This is a genomic window from Isoptericola halotolerans (assembly GCF_045689585.1).
Classification (GTDB): Bacteria; Actinomycetota; Actinomycetes; order Actinomycetales; family Cellulomonadaceae; genus Isoptericola; species Isoptericola halotolerans_B.
Map to the genome: position 1 here is coordinate 1,792,178 of NZ_CP140108.1, position 14,812 is coordinate 1,806,989.

Here is a 14,812-nt window from a genome sequence, read left to right on the forward strand (position 1 = left end):
TGTCGTCAAGGTGTCAGGAGTCGGTCGTATCGAAAGGACGGACAGATGAGGATCGCCGTCGCCGGGGGGACCGGTGTGGTCGGACGTCACGTGGTGGCCGCGCTGGAGCGGTCCGGGCACGAGGTGGCGGTGCTGGCTCGCGCTCGAGGCGTCGACGCGGTGACCGGGCAGGGCCTGGACGCCGCGCTGGACGCGGTGGACGCCGTCGTCGACACGCTCAACGTCACGAGCCTGAAGGAGAGGGTCGCCACCGAGTTCTTCACCACCACCTCGCGCAACCTGCTCGCGGCCGAGGTGAGGGCCGGCGTCGAGCATCACGTGCTGCTGTCGATCGTCGGGGTCGACCGGGCGTCGGGGTACGGCTACTACCGGGCCAAGGTGGCCCAGGAGGCGGTGGTGCGCGCGGCAGACGTGCCGTGGTCCGTGGTGCGCGCGACGCAGTTCCACGAGTTCCCGGGGCAGGTGCTCGGGGCGGTGCCGGGGCCGGTGGCGATCATGCCGCGGATGCGGTGCCGGCCGGTGGCGGCGGCCGAGGTCGGCTCGTACCTGGCCGAGGTCGCCGCCGCGCCGGCGCAGGGCACCGCGCCGGAGATCGCCGGGCCGCGTGAGGAGCAGATGGTGGACCTGGCGCGCCGGCTGCTGCGCGCGCAGGGCCGACGGCGGTGGGTGCTGCCGATCGACTTCCCCGGCACAGGTGCCGACTTCCGGGGTGGGGCGCTGCTGCCCGACGGCGAGGGGCCGCGCGGGTCGGTGACGTTCGACGAGTGGTTGAGAACAGGGGGAGCCTGACTACGAACGTAGACATCTGCTATCGTCTACGAACGTAGACACTCCTGGTGTGTCTACGTTCGTGGACGGAGCAAAGATGGTGGCAGTGGGGAGTTCGCGGCAGCTCGGCGCCGTCGTCCGGGCCGCCAGGCGTGATCGTGGTCTCTCCCAGTCGGCGCTCGCCGCTGCCGCGGGCGTGTCCCGAGCATGGCTCGCGCGGTTCGAAGGGGGACATCCGGCAGCCAGCCTCGAACCGGTCTTCCGCGTCCTCGACACGTTGGGTCTGGGACTCGCCGTGACCGAACGGACGTTCACCGCGGCAGAGGCGGACGTCCTCGACACGCTCGCGGCGGAGGACCAGCGATGACCGCCCGGCAGCTCGTCGTCAGCCTGTACGGGGCAGTGATCGGTCGGATCGACCAACGTGCCCCGTCGGCCGAACCGGAGTTCACCTACACCCCGGACTACCTCGCCCAGGGCTCGACGCCGATCGGGATCCGGATGCCGTTGGCGGACACCACCTACCGAGGCCGCCCCGTCCGGGCCTTCCTCGACGGTCTGCTCCCGGAGGCGCAGGGGACCCGGGACCAGTGGGCGCGCCGACTGTCGGTGCCCGCCGGCGACACGGTCGGGGTGCTGGCGCAGATGGGCTGGGACTGCCCCGGAGCGGTCCAGTTCTGCCGTCCGGAGGAGCTCGACGAGATGCGGGCCCGGTCCCACGAGACGACGCCGGTGGGTGTCGCCGACATCGCCGAGCGGCTGCGAGACCTGCGTACCGGGTCGCAGCCGTCGTGGACCCTGCCCGGCGAGCGCTGGTCGCTCGCGGGACAACAGGCAAAGTTCGCTCTCCGGCGTGACGGTGACGGCTGGTCCGAGGCCCGTGGTTCAGCGGCGACGACTCACATCGTCAAGCCTGGCATCGGCATCTTGAGCCATCAGGCGCTGGTCGAGCACGCGACGATGCGCGCCGCGCGCACCCTGGGCCTGGATGTCGCGCGCAGCGAGTACCAGCAGTTCGACGGCGAGTCGGCGATCGTCGTGACGCGCTACGACCGAGCGCGCAGGCAGGACGGGACCGTCCTCAGACTTCACCAGGAAGACTTCTGCTCCGCCTTCGGCCGATCGCCCCGTCGCAAGTACGAGTCGAACGGTGGGCCCGGGCTCGCCGACATGGCGAGGTTGGTCCGTCAGAACGTCGGTGATCGGCGGACCGGCCTCCGCGCGCTGGGTGACTTCGCCGCGTTCAACTACGTGGCGGGAGCTCCCGATGGCCATGCGAAGAACATCTCGCTGCTCCTCCTGCCGGGGACGACGCGAGTCGCGCCCCTCTATGACCTCGCGACCGCACTGCCGTACCAAGCGACGAACCGGGCGCTGCAGGAGATTGCCGTCTCCATCGGCGGACGGCGGGCCTTCGGGCAGGTGCTCGGCAAGCACTGGGACCGTGCCGCCACCCTGCTGAACATGTCGAGCGACGAGATGCGCTCCCGGGCCCGCGCGATGGCAGAGGATTTTCCGGATGCCTTCGCGGATGCTTTGCACGGCATCGGGACCTCGGAGGCGGAAGAGATCCGCGTGAGATCGCTCGACGTCGTCCTCGGGCACACCCGACGGGTGCTGGAGCGGCTGGACGATCCCGTGGAGCTGCCGGCCGACAGGCGCCGGCCGTCTACGGCGTAGCGCCGGGTTCAGATCCGAGGCCGGATGCCACGGACGCGTCCGCGTCCTTCTGGCGCGTGGTCGTCGCCAGACCGCCCACCAGGACGACGGCGCCCGAGAGCAGCAGGTAGAGCGCGAGCAGCATCGCGACGGTCGTCGTGTCATCGGTCGGCCGGGCCAGCAGCACGATGCCGAGCACCAGCCACAGCGCCGCGTTGACGAGCTGCCAGTCCCACGCCACGGTACGGGCGGAACGGCCCCGCAACCCGCCGACGAGGGCCATCGCCCCGGCCACGCACGCCCAGATGCCGACGATCAGGAAGAGCAGCGGACCGGTCATCGACGGCCAGGCGACGACGGCGACCCCCGCCACGACGCTGACGATCCCCGCGACCAGTCGCGCGTTGAGGTCCTCACCGCCGGATCCGCCGGTGGCACGCCGGTTCTCGACCACCAGCAGCACACCCTGCACCGCGATCGCGATACCGACGAGCCAGCGCAGCCACGTCAGGCCCTCGTCCGGGTTGACGAACAGGAGGACGCCCGCCACCAGCTGGACGGCGGCGCGGAGGTAGACGAGGCCCCACAGCCGACGCGCCGTGCCGACCGTGCGGCTGGACATCGGGGCGCTGGCGTCTGACATCGCGGTGCCTCCTCGTGGCGCGGCTGCCTGGTGCGATGCTACGAGCGATGCCTCGGGTGCGCGCTCCGGGACTCAGCCGAACAGGTCGGCCGTCGCGCGGATGACCGGCCAGGCGCCCGCGACGTGAGGCAGGCGCCGGCGCGCGGTCCAGGGAGTACCCGTTGCTCAGGAGCTCACGGTGTGAACCTCGCCAGCTTGTCGGGGTTGAGCTGCACGAACACCCGCTCGATACCCGCGGCGGCCACCTCGAGCGCCAGGAGTCCGACGAGGGTCTCCTCCCGTCGGAGAGCCAGCACGGGCTGGCCGTTCGCCTCGACCAGGTGCGCCTCGATGCCGGTGCCGTACTTGTGCCAGATCTTGTCGAAGAACGACGCCACCCGTGCCGGCCCCACGAGGTCGATGCGCGCGGCGTGCACACGATCGCCGCCGTCCGTCCGGGCTACGACGCCCTCGGCGAGGAACTGCTCGAAGCGCGCCAGGTCGCCGTCGCGCGCAGCGGCGACGAACTCTCCGAGCAGACGGCGGTGCTCGCTCGCGTCCACGGCGACCGCGTCGCGAGTGCCGAGGCGCTCGCGGGACCGACGAGCGAGCTGGCGTGTGTTCGCCTCGGTCAGGCCCAGGATCTCCGCGACCCGGCGGTGGGGGTAGTCGAAGGCCTCCCGCAGCACGTAGACGGCGCGCTCGACGGGTGTGAGCCGCTCGAGCAGGACGAGGACCGCCAGCTCGAGCGCCTCGGCCCGCTCCGCGCCCAGGGCGGGATCAGCGGCGGTGTCGACGGGCTCCGGCAGCCACGGCCCGACGTACGTCGTCTCGCGCCGGGCGTGCGCCGACGTCGTCGCGTTGATCGCGAGACGCGTCACGACGGTGGTGAGGAACGCGGCAGGGTTCTCCACGCGGGTCCGGTCGGTGCCCTGCCACCGGATCCATGCCTCCTGCAGCACGTCCTCCGCCTCGACGACGCTGCCCAGCATGCGGTAGGCGATGCCGAAGAGCTGCGGGCGGGTGGTGAGGAACGCGTCGAGGTCGTCGGGGCGCTTGAGCGCAGAGGGGCGCGACGTCATGCGGTCACGCTACGCCAGGCGATGGTCGTGCCCGCCTGCTCGGGGGAACCACGAAAGGCCCTCTGCATCCAGCGTTGAGATCTGCACCCGCTTCGCTGCGTAGGACTCCTCGTCGAAGGCGGATGTCGTTGTAGGCGAACGGCGAGGTGTAGGACGCGACGTGTCCGGGACATTCGCGTTCAGAACGATGCTGCTGTCGATCTGCGCTACCGCCTCGTCTCGGCGAGGGGGCCTTGAAGTCTCTCCATCGGGTCCTCGACGTCCAGACCCTGTTCGCCGATCAACGCGCCCAATTTGGCCGACGCGCACTGGAGCGCGGCGACGTCAACTGACAGGTCAGCCTTTGCCGGGACTCAGAACTTCACCGTCTGCCCGTGCCCGTGCCCGTGCCCGTGCCCGTGCCCGTGCCGTGCCCGTGCCGTGCCGTGTCACGGCGACGGTGAGGCCGAAGTGAGGACCGAGCCTCAGCAGGTCAAAAACGTACCGCTAGTGGTACGGTATTGGCATTGGAGGTGGGTAGTGGGATATCGGCATGACCTGTGGGAGATCGCGGCGAGCGACCACGGCGTCGTCACCGTCGCCGAGGCAGAGGACGCTGGCGTGCCCGCAGTGGAGGTGCGCAAGCTGGCAGCGCGAGGCGTGCTGCGCTCGTACGGTCAGGGCGTCTACACCCACCGGGACGTTCCGACGACCCGTCTGACCGAGCCGGCAGTCGCTGCCGCCCTCGCTGGGCCGGGGGCGTTCCTGCAGCGTGAGTCGGTCCTCGACCTGCTGGGGGTTGGCCAGTTCAACCCCCGGCAGGTGCGCGTGGGAACCCGTCGTCGCGTGCGTCGAACCCTCCCGGACTGGATGGTGCTGGAACGCCGCGCCGACATCACCGACGAGGACCTGACGGATGTTGAGGGCGTGCCCGCGACCACGATCTCCAGGGCGCTGGAGGACCTGCGGGCACGGGTCGCCCCCGACCGCTGGGACGCGCTGGTCGCGACCCTCGTGGGGCGCGAGCTCGTGCGCCCCGACGAGATCCCGGACTTGAAGGAGAGCGCCCGTGGCTGAACTGACGCCGCCGTTGAACATCCAGCAACTGAACGACCGATTGGCGGAGGTCGCCCGGAGCATGGGGATTCCGGTGGCGCGGGCACGGGTGATGCTGTGCACGCTGGTCGTCTCGCAGATGCTGCCGGACGCCGTCGCGATCAAGGGCGGCATGGGCGTCAAGCTGCGCATGGGCGAGCAGGGCACTCGCGCGACCGCCGACCTCGATGTCTCCACGCGTGCGCGTGGTGAGGATTTCGAGCAGGCGTTCCGTGACCGGCTCGCACGCGGTTGGGGTGAGGTTCCGGCATCCAAGGGTGCGCTGCGCCGCGACCCCGATGCCCCGGCCCGGGTCGCCTTCACGGCCTCGGTGCGTGCGGTGCGACTCCACGACCCCGGGCTTGCCGAGCCGCAGTACGTGATGCACCCCTACCGCGTCGCGATCTCGTTCCTCGGCAAGGCGTGGGCAGGCCTGGACGTCGAGGTCTCCGACCCCGAGATCGACCCGTTCGCTCACACCCGCAGGCAGATCGACGGGCACCTGGTGGAATTCGGCGACCACTTCGGGTTCGGCGACTTGCAGCCGGTCGAGCTCGTCGATCTGGAGTACCAGATCTCGCAGAAGCTTCACGCCGTCACCGACCCCGACTACGTGCGGGCCCACGACCTGGTGGACCTGCAACTGCTGTGGTTGGCCCGCCCCGACCTGAGCGTGCTGCGGCAGATGTGCGTGCGCACCTTCGCTTTCCGCAACCAGCAGTCCTGGCCCCCGCTGCCGCTGCGGCCGATGGACGACTGGACCCTGGCGTATGTCGACGCGCGCGACGAGACTCTCGTCGACAAGACCACACCGATCCTCGCGACGCTCGACGAGGCCCGCGCTTGGCTCGCCGACAAGGTGCGCGAGATCGACGAGGTTCCCGCCGAGACCGGCGCCTGACCCGGGTCGCTCACTACTCGCCTGGCACGTCGTCGCCGTGACCACTCACCCACCGTGTCGCATCGAGCGTCCAGGCGTGCGGGGCCGCCGTTGAGCCGGCAGGCCCGTTTCAGGGACCTCCGGGCAACCAACAGACCCTCCTGCTTGAGTGCCGCGTCGTTGCTTCGCCCGGCACCAAGAAGTCGCGCGCTCTACACAAGCTGCTGACCTGGGCGGACGCGACACCGGAGCCGGTGTACGAAGAGGTCCACGCCGCTTCGTAAGCCCTCAGCGACCATGAGGTCTCCCGGATGACGCGACAAGGGCCGCCGTCCTGAGCAGGTGCTCAAGTCAGCGGCCCTTGTCGGCTGGTCGGGGTGACAGTGTCTGGTCTCAGGACATCGGAATGGGGTGTCTCACGTCATCGACATGGCGTGTCTCGGGTCATCGGCATGACCCGACGGGTCGATGCTCGATCGTGTCGAAACGCAGACTCGTGATCACAGCGGTCCTGGCCGGCGCCTCGCAGAGCGAGGTCGCCCGCCGCTACGACGTCTCTCAGGGATGGGTCTCACGACTCATGGCCCGCTACCGCACCGAGGGTCAAGCAGCGTTCGAGCCACGCTCACGGCGACCACACACCTACCCGGCCGCGATACCCGAGCCCGTCGTGCAACAGATCCTGGCTTGCGCAGGAACCTCGACGAACAAGGCCACGACTGCGGCGCCGACACCATCGCCTGGCACCTGACCCACCACCACGACATCACCACCTCGCGGGCCACCATCCACCGGATCCTGACCCGCGAAGGCGCCGTGACCCCCGCACCCAAGAAGCGCCCCCGCAGCTCCTACATCCGCTTCCAAGCCGACCAACCCAACGAGACCTGGCAGTCCGACTTCACCCACTACCGACTCACCCGCCCCGACGGGCAACCCGGCACCGACGTCGAGATCATCACCTGGCTCGACGACCACTCCCGCTACGCCCTGCACATCTCCGCCCACCAGCGCATCACCGCACCCATCGTGCTAGACACCTTCGTGCAGGCCTGCGACCAGCACGAACGCCCCGCCTCCGTCCTGACCGACAACGGCATGGTCTACACCGTCCGGTTCGCCGGCCGACGCGGCGGCCGCAACCACCTCGAGTACGAGCTCCACCGCCAAGGCATCACCCAGAAGAACGGACGCCCCAACCACCCCACCACCCAGGGCAAGGTCGAACGCTTCCAGCAAACCATGAAGAAGTGGCTGCGAGCCCAGCACACCCAGCCGACCATCCTTGCCCAGCTACGGACCCTGCTCACGGCGTTCGCCACCTGCTACAACAACACCCGACCCCACCAACCGGACCGACAGCCACGACCGGCTACGCCGCGACAAGATCGACAAGACCGGATGCGTCACCCTGCGCATCGCCGGCAAGCTCCGACACATCGGCATCGGACGACCCCACGCAGGAACCCACGTCCTGCTGTCGTCCACGACCACGACGTAAGCATCATCAACGCCGCCACCAGCGAGATCCTGCGCGAGCTCACCATCGACCTCACCCGCGACTACCAGCCACGCGGCACCACCACCGACACATGACAAAGGCCCGAACCCACATCCGTGGGTCCGGGCCTTGCCGATGTCCTGAGACATCACACTGGTCGGGGTGACAGGATTTGAACCTGCGACCTCTTCGTCCCGAACGAAGCGCGCTACCAAGCTGCGCCACACCCCGAAGGACTGCACCCGCTGGCGACCCGACCCGAAGGACGGTCCCGTGTGCGGAAGCCTGCTCAGAATAGCCGACGATCGCCCCGGAACGAAAACCGGATCCGGCTACCTGGCGGTGAACGTGATCAAGGTCGCCTCGGGACGGCACGCGAAGCGCACCGGCGCGTACGGCGAGGTCCCCGCGCCGGCCGAGACGTGCAGCCACGTGGAGGCTGCGCCGTCGGGCGCGTCCGGGCGGGCGCCGGGCCAGCCGTGCAACCCCTTGGCCCGCCGGCGGTCGATGTCGCAGTTCGTCACCAGCGCGCCGTAGAACGGCACGCAAAGCTGGCCGCCGTGCGTGTGCCCCGCGATGATGGCGTCCGCACCGTCGGCGTACATCTGGTCCAGCACGCGCGTGTACGGCGCGTGCGTCACGCCGAGACGGAGCAGGGCGCCGTCGTCGTGCTCGGGTGCTGGGGCGGGAAAGTCGTCGAGGCCGAGGTGCGGGTCGTCGACGCCCGCGAAGGCGATGCGACGCCCGTCGACGACGACGGCGTCACGCCGGTTCGTCAGGTCGGACCACCCGGCGGCGGACATCGCCGCGGCGAGCTCGGCGGCCGGCAGGTTGGGCCTGCTGCGGGTACGGGGCCCGGACCTCGTCCACAGGTAGCGGGCCGGGTTCTTCGGCTTGGGGGCGTAGTAGTCGTTCGACCCCATGACGAAGGCACCGGGAGCCCGCTCGAGGAGCGGCTCCAGGGCGTGCAGCAGCGGGCCCAGGGCCTCACGGTGCGCCAGGTTGTCGCCGGTGTCGATCACCAGGTCCGGCTCGAGGTCGGCCAGCGACCGCACCCAGGCGATCTTGCGGTGCTGCGTCGGCGTGAGGTGCAGGTCGGAGACGTGCAGCACGCGCAGGTCCCGCTCACCGCGCGGCAGCGTCGGGATCGTGACCTGGCGGACCGTGAAGAGCTTGGTCTCGAGGTGGGCGTAGGCGAGACCGGCTGCCGTGACGGCGGCAGCACCGCCGAGCAGCGTCCGGGGGCTCAGTCGTCGTCCCCGTCGTTGCCGTTCCCGCCGCCGTTGCCGCCGCTGTTCCCGGGGCCGTCGTCACCGCCGTCGTCGTCACCGCCGTCGTCGTCACCGCCGTCGTCGTCACTCTGGTCGGACTCCTCGGAGTCGTCGTCCCCGTCGGCCGACGGCGTGTACGTGACCGGCGATCGCCCGATCAGGTTCGCGTCGGGTGCGCCGAAGTCCTGGACAGGCATGCCCGCGACCGCATCGTCCATGTAGTCCTTCCACGCCGGAGCCGCGACCCGGGAGCCGTACATCGGGATGTGGGTCACCCCGTTGACCGTGATCGGCACCGTCGCGTGGTCCTCCTGCGGGTCGTCGACCGACCCGACCCAGACGGACGTCGCGAGCTGCGGGACGAACCCGCTGAACCACGTCTGGGCGGCCAGCTGCGACGTACCGGTCTTGCCGGCGACGGGTCGGCCGTCGGCGAGGCCGCCGAGGGAGCGCGCCGTACCGGTCCCGGAGAAGACCTGCTCCATCGCGTAGACGACGGTGTTCGCGATGTTGCTGGGCAGGGCGTTCGAGTCGCACTGGGACTTGGGGACGTCGTACCCCTCGCCGTCAGGGCCGGTGACCTCGGTGATCGCGACCGGCGTGCAGTACGTGCCGCCCGAGGCGAGCGTGGCGTACATGGCGGCCATGTTCAGCGGGGAGGACTCCTGGGTCCCGAGCACCATCGGCGCCTGGACGTCGACGTCCGGCTTCTCGGCGACGGTCAGCGGGCCGTGCCCGGTCTTGCTCGTGGGCCGGAAGCCCATGTCCCAGGCGTTGTCCGCCAGGTCGCACAGGTTGATCTCGTAGCCCATCGACGCGTAGGCCGTGTTCACCGACTCGTACGTCGCGCGGAGCACGGAGATGTTGCCGGCCGTGTTGCCCTCGGCGTTGGCCGGCTCCCACGGCTTCTCGCTGGTGAGCCGGGTGCAGGGAGCGTTGAAGTTCTGCGGCCAGCGTCCCACCTTGTTGGCCGTGACCGTCTCGTTCAGCGTGTGGCCCTCGCGCAGCCACTGGGCCAGCACCACCGGCTTGAAGTTCGAGCCGGGCTGGAACCCGCCGGACGCACCGTGGATGTAGTCCGCGTTGTAGTTGACGGTGGTGTGGCGGGTCTTCTCGGCGGCAGCCGTCCCCGAGTAGGGCACGTTCTGGGCCATCGCCTTGATCTCACCGGTGCCCGGCTCGACCGACACGACGGACGCCTCGAGGCCGCTCGCGTCGTCCGCGGGGACGTGCGCCTTGATCGTCTTGTTCGCCTCCCGCTGCATCTTCATGTCCAGCGTGGTGTGGATCTCGAGGCCGCCGCGGTACAGCAGCTCGTTGCGGTCGGCGCGGGTCTCGCCGTACGTCGGGTCGAGGAGGATCTCCTTGATGACGTAGTCGCAGAAGAATGCCGACCCCTTCGCGGACTGGCACCCGGCGGACACGGGGCTGACGTTCAGCGTGTCCTTGATCGGGACAGCCTGCGCCTCCTCACGCTCGCTCGTGGTGATGTAGCCGAGCTTCCACATGTTCTGCAGCACGAGGTTGCGGCGCTCCTCGGCCTGCTCGGGCTGACGCGTCGGGTCGAAGTCGCTCGGGGCCTTCGTCACGCCGGCGATCGTGGCGGCCTCGACGATGCTGAGGTCGGCCGCCGACTTGTCGAAGTAGTAGCGCGCGGCGCTCTCGACGCCGTAGATCTGGTTCACGCCGTACTGCGCCACGTTGAGGTAGCCCTGGAGGATCTCCTCCTTGGACATCTTCTTCTCGATGGCGATCGCCATCTTCGCCTCGCGCAGCTTGCGGTTGAGCGTGTCCTCGTGCGCGTCGATCACCGCGAACGGGTCGTCCTCCTGGAGCGCCGCCTCGATGAGCATGTTCTTCACGTACTGCTGCGTGATCGTGGACGCACCCTGCGTGGCGGAGCCGCTGAGGTTGTTCAGCGCGGCTCGGGTGATGCCCTTCGGGTCGACGCCGTTGTGGTCGTAGAAGCGCTCGTCCTCGATGGCGACGGCCGCGTGCTCCATGTGGTCGGAGATCTCGTCGAGGGAGACCACGATGCGGTTCTGGTAGTAGAACGTCGCGAGGAGCTTGCCGTTGTCCGCATAGATGCGCGACTGCTGCGACAAGGGCTGCGGCTCGAGCTCGGCCGGCACCTCGTCGTACATCTCGATGGTGCTGTCGGCTGCGGCGTTGGCACCCGCCACGGCGGGGATGACGAACCCGGCCGCGAGCACGCCACCGGCTCCCGCGGCGAGCAGGAACGCCAGCAGGAGTGCGACCATCTGGGTGGCGGGGATCGTGCGCGTGATGCGGCGCGGCTCAGGATTCGCCATGCTCTCAGCCTAGAGGGTCAGGTGGGGCGGGCCGGCCGATCCGGACGGCGCGCGTGTGCAGGTCCTGTGGAGCGCTCGTCAGGACGACCTCACGGGGCGAGGCCTCACCCGGTCGGGCTACCATCGCCGCATGGCTACCACGTGGGAATACGCGACCATCCCCCTCCTCATCCACAACACCAAGGCGATCCTCGACCAGTGGGGTGCGGACGGCTGGGAGCTCGTGCAGGTCGTGCCCGGCCCGGACGGTACCGGCCTGGTCGCCTACCTCAAGCGGCCCTCGGGGCAGTGAGCGCGATGAGCATCGACGCCCGCCTCGCCGAGCTCGGGATCACCCTGCCCGACGTCGCCGCCCCGGTGGCGTCCTACCAGCCGGCCGTGCGTTCGGGCGTGCACGTCTACACCGCCGGCCAGCTCCCGTTCGTCGACGGTGCGCTGCCCACCACGGGCAAGGTCGGTGACGGCGAGGGTCTCGTCGACCCCGCCGCCGCGGCGGACCTGGCCCGCACCTGCGCGCTGAACGCCCTCGCGGCGGTGCGCTCCGTCGTCGGCTCCCTCGACGACGTCCGCATCGTCAAGGTGACCGGGTTCGTCGCGAGCGACCCGTCGTTCACGGGCCAGCCCGCCGTTCTCAACGGCGCCTCGAACGTGCTGGGTGAGATCTTCGGCGACGCGGGCATCCACGCACGCTCCGCCGTCGGCGTCGCGGTCCTCCCGCTGGACGCTCCCGTCGAGGTCGAGCTGATCGCGGAGCTCACGGCGTAGCACCGCGCTCGGTTCCGCGGGGGAAGTGCCGAGCCGCGCGCGGTCGCGTTCACGCGCCCCAGGGGGCGCTCCACTTCGGGAGAGGGACGACCGCGCGCGGCTCGCCCCTTCTCCCGCTCCTCTCACCCTGCGCTGCGCGAACCGCGGGCAGAAGAGCGAAGCGGGGACGACGAAGCCCCCGGCACGGTCGTCAACCCGAAGTGGAGGGCGCCCCGCGCCCGTGAACGCGACCGTGCCGGGGGCTTCGTCGTCCCCGCGTGAGCGAGCGGGACGACCAGGGTTCAGCGGGCGCGGCGCTCTAGGCGGTCGAGGTCGAGGAGGACGACGGCGCGGCCCTCGCGACGGACCCAGCCGCGGGTGGCGAAGTCGGCCAGCGCCTTGTTGACGGTCTCGCGGGAGGCGCCGACGAGCTGGGCGAGCTCCTCCTGGGTGAGGTCGTGCGCGACGCGGACGCCCTCGTCGTTCGGCTCGCCGAACCGGTTGGACAGGTCGAGCAGCGCCTTGGCGACGCGTCCTGGTACGTCGGAGAAGACGAGGTCGGCCAGGGTCTCGTTGGTGCGGCGCAGGCGCCGGGCCAGTGCTCCGAGGAGGGTCGTGGCGACGTTGGGGTGCGCGGCGATCCACTGCACGAGTGCCTGGTGACGGAGCTCGTAGCAGAGCGCGTCGGAGACGGACGAGGCCGTGGCGGTACGGGGGCCGGGGTCGAACAGCGACAGCTCGCCGAACATCTCGCCCGGACCGAGGATCGAGAGCAGGTTCTCGCGTCCGTCGCTCGAGCGGCGACCGAGCTTGATCTTGCCCTGGGCGATCACGTAGAGGCGGTCGCCCGGCTCTCCCTCGCGGAACAGGACGTCTCCGCGGGTCAGCTCCACGGGGACCATGGACTCGAAGAGCGCCTTCGACTCTTCGCTGTCCATGTCCGCGAAGAGGGGGGCGGAGAGCACGACGGTGTCGTCCACAGGAATCCTCACGTTCTCAGGTCGCGTCCGCTCGGGACGTGTGCTGTCTCGAAATGTGTTCCAGGTCTCAGTGTGCCTCACGCAGGGGCATCATGCCTGGAAGGGGTGTCTCAGGTGGCTCCCTGGCGAACGTCCGAGGACCGCCGGCGGTTCCTGACAGGGACGTCGAGGTCCTTGTCGGAGGGTGGCCGATACGCTGCCGAGGTGACCGCCGAGAAGCCACAGCAGCCTACCCCGACGGGGGAGTCGTCCCTGGCACTGGTCCGTCGGGCGCGACGGATCGACCGGGTGCTCGCCGAGACGTACCCCGAGGCGCGCGCCGAGCTCGACTTCACCACGCCCCTGGAGCTGTTGGTCGCGACGGTGCTGTCCGCGCAGACCACGGACGTCCGGGTGAACGCGACCACACCCGTCCTGTTCGAGCGGTATCCCGACGCGGCCGCGCTCGCCGGGGCGGACCCTGCCGAGATGGAGGAGATCCTGCGGCCCCTGGGCTTCTACCGTGCCAAGACCCGCGCGGTCATGGGTCTCGGCCGGGCGCTCGTGGAGAGGTACGACGGCGAGGTCCCCCCGCGGCTGCAGGATCTCGTCACGTTGCCCGGTGTGGGCCGCAAGACGGCGAACGTGGTGCTGGGCAATGCGTTCGGGATCCCGGGGATCACCGTCGACACGCACTTCGGGCGGCTGGCGCGGCGGCTGGGGTTCACGCGCGAGGAGGACCCGGTGAAGGTGGAGCACGCGGTCGGTGCGATCTTCCCGAAGAAGGACTGGACGATGCTCAGCCACCACCTGGTGTGGCACGGCCGGCGGGTGTGCCACGCGCGACGTCCTGCGTGCGGGGCGTGCCCCGTCGCGCGGTGGTGCCCGTCGTACGGTGCGGGGGAGACGGACCCGGCGGCCGCGGCGAAGCTGGTCCGCACGGGCGGGCGCGCCTGAGCCGCTCCCGCCGTGCCCGAGCCGTCCTGCGGTGCCCGCCGGTCTACCCCGCCGCGAGGGCGTGGGGCAGCCAGTCGGCGAGGAGCGCGGTGACCGCCTCGGGATCCTCCTCGGCGAGATAGTGCCCCGCGCCGTCGACCACCTCGAACCGGAAGTCGCGCGCCAGGGCCGCGCCGTCGACGTCCGCGGTCGCGGCCCGGACGAATCCGTCCGCCGCGCCGTGCACCTGCAGCACGGGCACGTCGACCCGGCGCCGCAGGGCGCCCAGGAACCGGCGGCCGCTGGGCCGCACGGCGTACCGCGTCAACCAGCGCACCGACTCCACCGCGCTGTGCGCCGCGAAGGGCACGCGCAGGACCTCCCGGTACCGCTCCACCGCGTCCCGGGCGAGCGGCCGGGCGGCGCCGGCGTCGAGCACACGCGCGACCTCGTCGCCGTCGGCCAGGCGACGCTCGGCGAGCGAGGGCACCTGGTAGAGGGCGAGCATCCGCCGGGCGACGGGCGTGAGGAGCCGCCGGCTGGGCACGTGCAGGCGCAACGGGTGCGGCGCGGCGAGCGCGGCCACCCCCGCCGTGACCGCCGGTTGCAGCGCCGCCATCGCCCAGGCGAGGACGCCACCGGTGCCGGCACCGACGACGACGGCACGGTCGTGGCCGAGGGAACGCACCACGCCCGCGACGTCCCGCGTCCGGGTGGGGACGTCGTGACCCGACGGTGGCTTGTCGGACGCGCCGACCCCCCGCAGGTCGAGCGCGGCGACCCGGACGCCGTCGTCGGCCAAGGCCTCGAGCTGGTGGCGCCAGCCCCACCAGAACTCCGGGAAGCCGTGCAGGAACAGCACGAGCGGAGCCCGGTCGCCGTTCGTGCGGGCCGGACCGGCCGTGGCGACGTGGAACCGCGAACCGTTGGCCGGGACGAACTCGTGACGCCACGGACCCTCGACGAGGGCGGACGTGTAGTCGGCGTCAGGCATGGCGGTCACG

At 70.6% G+C, this 14,812-nt stretch carries 16 protein-coding genes and 1 tRNA gene; 10 read left to right on the plus strand and 7 right to left on the minus strand.

The genetic code is table 11. The features are described from left to right. Positions 1-45: 45 nt before the first annotated feature. Genes UQW22_RS08370 through UQW22_RS08380 form a run of 3 tightly spaced genes read left to right on the plus strand, consistent with a single transcriptional unit; the run spans position 46 to position 2,448 of the window. On the plus strand, positions 46-789 hold the full coding sequence (locus tag UQW22_RS08370) for an SDR family oxidoreductase (protein ID WP_407320451.1): 744 nt from the start codon (positions 46-48) through the stop codon (positions 787-789). A 49-nt stretch (positions 790-838) separates the two neighbouring features. Beyond that, on the plus strand, positions 839-1,135 hold the full coding sequence (locus tag UQW22_RS08375) for a helix-turn-helix domain-containing protein (RefSeq protein ID WP_407320452.1): 297 nt from the start codon (positions 839-841) through the stop codon (positions 1,133-1,135). Further along, complete coding sequence (locus tag UQW22_RS08380; protein WP_407320453.1) at positions 1,132-2,448, plus strand: type II toxin-antitoxin system HipA family toxin; 1,317 nt, start codon at positions 1,132-1,134, stop codon at positions 2,446-2,448. Before UQW22_RS08375 ends, UQW22_RS08380 begins: the two co-directional genes overlap by 4 nt. On the opposite strand, the gene UQW22_RS08385 is transcribed toward UQW22_RS08380, so the two are convergent. Continuing rightward, positions 2,438-3,070, minus strand: coding sequence for an HdeD family acid-resistance protein (locus UQW22_RS08385; protein WP_407320454.1), 633 nt, complete (start codon positions 3,068-3,070; stop codon positions 2,438-2,440). The genes UQW22_RS08380 and UQW22_RS08385 overlap by 11 nt on opposite strands. Before the next feature lie 173 nt (positions 3,071-3,243). Beyond that, positions 3,244-4,131: a sigma-70 family RNA polymerase sigma factor gene (locus UQW22_RS08390; RefSeq protein WP_407320455.1), complete on the minus strand. Its 888-nt coding sequence runs from the start codon at positions 4,129-4,131 to the stop codon at positions 3,244-3,246. Positions 4,132-4,650: 519 nt separating this feature from the next. Here UQW22_RS08390 and UQW22_RS08395 point away from each other — a divergent pair. The 4 genes from UQW22_RS08395 to UQW22_RS08410 all read left to right on the plus strand — a co-directional run bounded on the left by UQW22_RS08395 (position 4,651) and on the right by UQW22_RS08410 (position 7,681). Continuing rightward, positions 4,651-5,187: a type IV toxin-antitoxin system AbiEi family antitoxin domain-containing protein gene (locus tag UQW22_RS08395; protein ID WP_407320457.1), complete on the plus strand. Its 537-nt coding sequence runs from the start codon at positions 4,651-4,653 to the stop codon at positions 5,185-5,187. Beyond that, a complete protein-coding gene (locus UQW22_RS08400; RefSeq protein WP_407320459.1) occupies positions 5,180-6,106 on the plus strand; it encodes a nucleotidyl transferase AbiEii/AbiGii toxin family protein in 927 nt (308 codons plus the stop codon). The genes UQW22_RS08395 and UQW22_RS08400 overlap by 8 nt, the downstream gene beginning before the upstream one ends. A 385-nt stretch (positions 6,107-6,491) precedes the next feature. Further along, positions 6,492-6,836, plus strand: coding sequence for a helix-turn-helix domain-containing protein (locus tag UQW22_RS08405; RefSeq protein WP_407320461.1), 345 nt, complete (start codon positions 6,492-6,494; stop codon positions 6,834-6,836). 65 nt (positions 6,837-6,901) lie between these two features. Then, entirely contained in the window at positions 6,902-7,681 is a 780-nt protein-coding gene (locus UQW22_RS08410; protein ID WP_407320463.1) for a DDE-type integrase/transposase/recombinase, read from the plus strand. Positions 7,682-7,740: 59 nt separating this feature from the next. Here UQW22_RS08410 and UQW22_RS08415 read toward each other — a convergent pair. The 3 genes from UQW22_RS08415 to UQW22_RS08425 all read right to left on the minus strand — a co-directional run bounded on the left by UQW22_RS08415 (position 7,741) and on the right by UQW22_RS08425 (position 11,169). Next, positions 7,741-7,817: transfer RNA gene (locus UQW22_RS08415), tRNA-Pro, on the minus strand. Positions 7,818-7,918: 101 nt separating this feature from the next. Further along, positions 7,919-8,836 carry a metallophosphoesterase gene (locus UQW22_RS08420; RefSeq protein ID WP_407320753.1) on the minus strand — a complete coding sequence of 306 codons (918 nt, stop codon included), beginning with the start codon at positions 8,834-8,836 and terminating at the stop codon, positions 7,919-7,921. Then, positions 8,833-11,169 carry a transglycosylase domain-containing protein gene (locus tag UQW22_RS08425; protein WP_407320464.1) on the minus strand — a complete coding sequence of 779 codons (2,337 nt, stop codon included), beginning with the start codon at positions 11,167-11,169 and terminating at the stop codon, positions 8,833-8,835. The genes UQW22_RS08420 and UQW22_RS08425 overlap by 4 nt, the downstream gene beginning before the upstream one ends. Before the next feature lie 130 nt (positions 11,170-11,299). On the opposite strand from UQW22_RS08425, the gene UQW22_RS08430 reads away from it, so the two are divergent. Further along, positions 11,300-11,461 carry a hypothetical protein gene (locus tag UQW22_RS08430; RefSeq protein ID WP_407320466.1) on the plus strand — a complete coding sequence of 54 codons (162 nt, stop codon included), beginning with the start codon at positions 11,300-11,302 and terminating at the stop codon, positions 11,459-11,461. A gap of 5 nt (positions 11,462-11,466) precedes the next feature. Continuing rightward, a complete protein-coding gene (locus UQW22_RS08435; RefSeq protein ID WP_407320467.1) occupies positions 11,467-11,934 on the plus strand; it encodes a RidA family protein in 468 nt (155 codons plus the stop codon). Between the two features lie 281 nt (positions 11,935-12,215). On the opposite strand, the gene UQW22_RS08440 is transcribed toward UQW22_RS08435, so the two are convergent. Beyond that, positions 12,216-12,893 (minus strand): Crp/Fnr family transcriptional regulator, encoded by a 678-nt coding sequence (locus UQW22_RS08440; protein WP_277211188.1) that lies wholly within the window; start codon positions 12,891-12,893, stop codon positions 12,216-12,218. 204 nt (positions 12,894-13,097) lie between these two features. On the opposite strand from UQW22_RS08440, the gene nth reads away from it, so the two are divergent. Next, entirely contained in the window at positions 13,098-13,829 is a 732-nt protein-coding gene (nth, locus tag UQW22_RS08445; protein WP_407320468.1) for an endonuclease III, read from the plus strand. 43 nt (positions 13,830-13,872) lie between these two features. Here the strand turns inward: nth and UQW22_RS08450 are convergent, their stop codons facing one another. Beyond that, positions 13,873-14,802, minus strand: coding sequence for an alpha/beta fold hydrolase (locus UQW22_RS08450; RefSeq protein WP_407320754.1), 930 nt, complete (start codon positions 14,800-14,802; stop codon positions 13,873-13,875). Between the last annotated feature and the right edge of the window lie 10 nt (positions 14,803-14,812).

What these genes read in the sequence shown, in the direction of transcription:
- UQW22_RS08370 (WP_407320451.1), top strand. Translation starts at nt 46, where the DNA reads ATGAGGATCGCCGTCGCCGGGGGGACCGGTGTGGTCGGACGTCACGTG.
- UQW22_RS08380 (WP_407320453.1), top strand. Translation starts at nt 1,132, where the DNA reads ATGACCGCCCGGCAGCTCGTCGTCAGCCTGTACGGGGCAGTGATCGGT.
- UQW22_RS08385 (WP_407320454.1), bottom strand. Translation starts at nt 3,070, where the DNA reads ATGTCAGACGCCAGCGCCCCGATGTCCAGCCGCACGGTCGGCACGGCG.
- UQW22_RS08390 (WP_407320455.1), bottom strand. Translation starts at nt 4,131, where the DNA reads ATGACGTCGCGCCCCTCTGCGCTCAAGCGCCCCGACGACCTCGACGCG.
- UQW22_RS08405 (WP_407320461.1), top strand. Translation starts at nt 6,492, where the DNA reads ATGGGGTGTCTCACGTCATCGACATGGCGTGTCTCGGGTCATCGGCAT.
- UQW22_RS08425 (WP_407320464.1), bottom strand. Translation starts at nt 11,169, where the DNA reads ATGGCGAATCCTGAGCCGCGCCGCATCACGCGCACGATCCCCGCCACC.
- UQW22_RS08430 (WP_407320466.1), top strand. Translation starts at nt 11,300, where the DNA reads ATGGCTACCACGTGGGAATACGCGACCATCCCCCTCCTCATCCACAAC.
- UQW22_RS08435 (WP_407320467.1), top strand. Translation starts at nt 11,467, where the DNA reads ATGAGCATCGACGCCCGCCTCGCCGAGCTCGGGATCACCCTGCCCGAC.
- UQW22_RS08450 (WP_407320754.1), bottom strand. Translation starts at nt 14,802, where the DNA reads ATGCCTGACGCCGACTACACGTCCGCCCTCGTCGAGGGTCCGTGGCGT.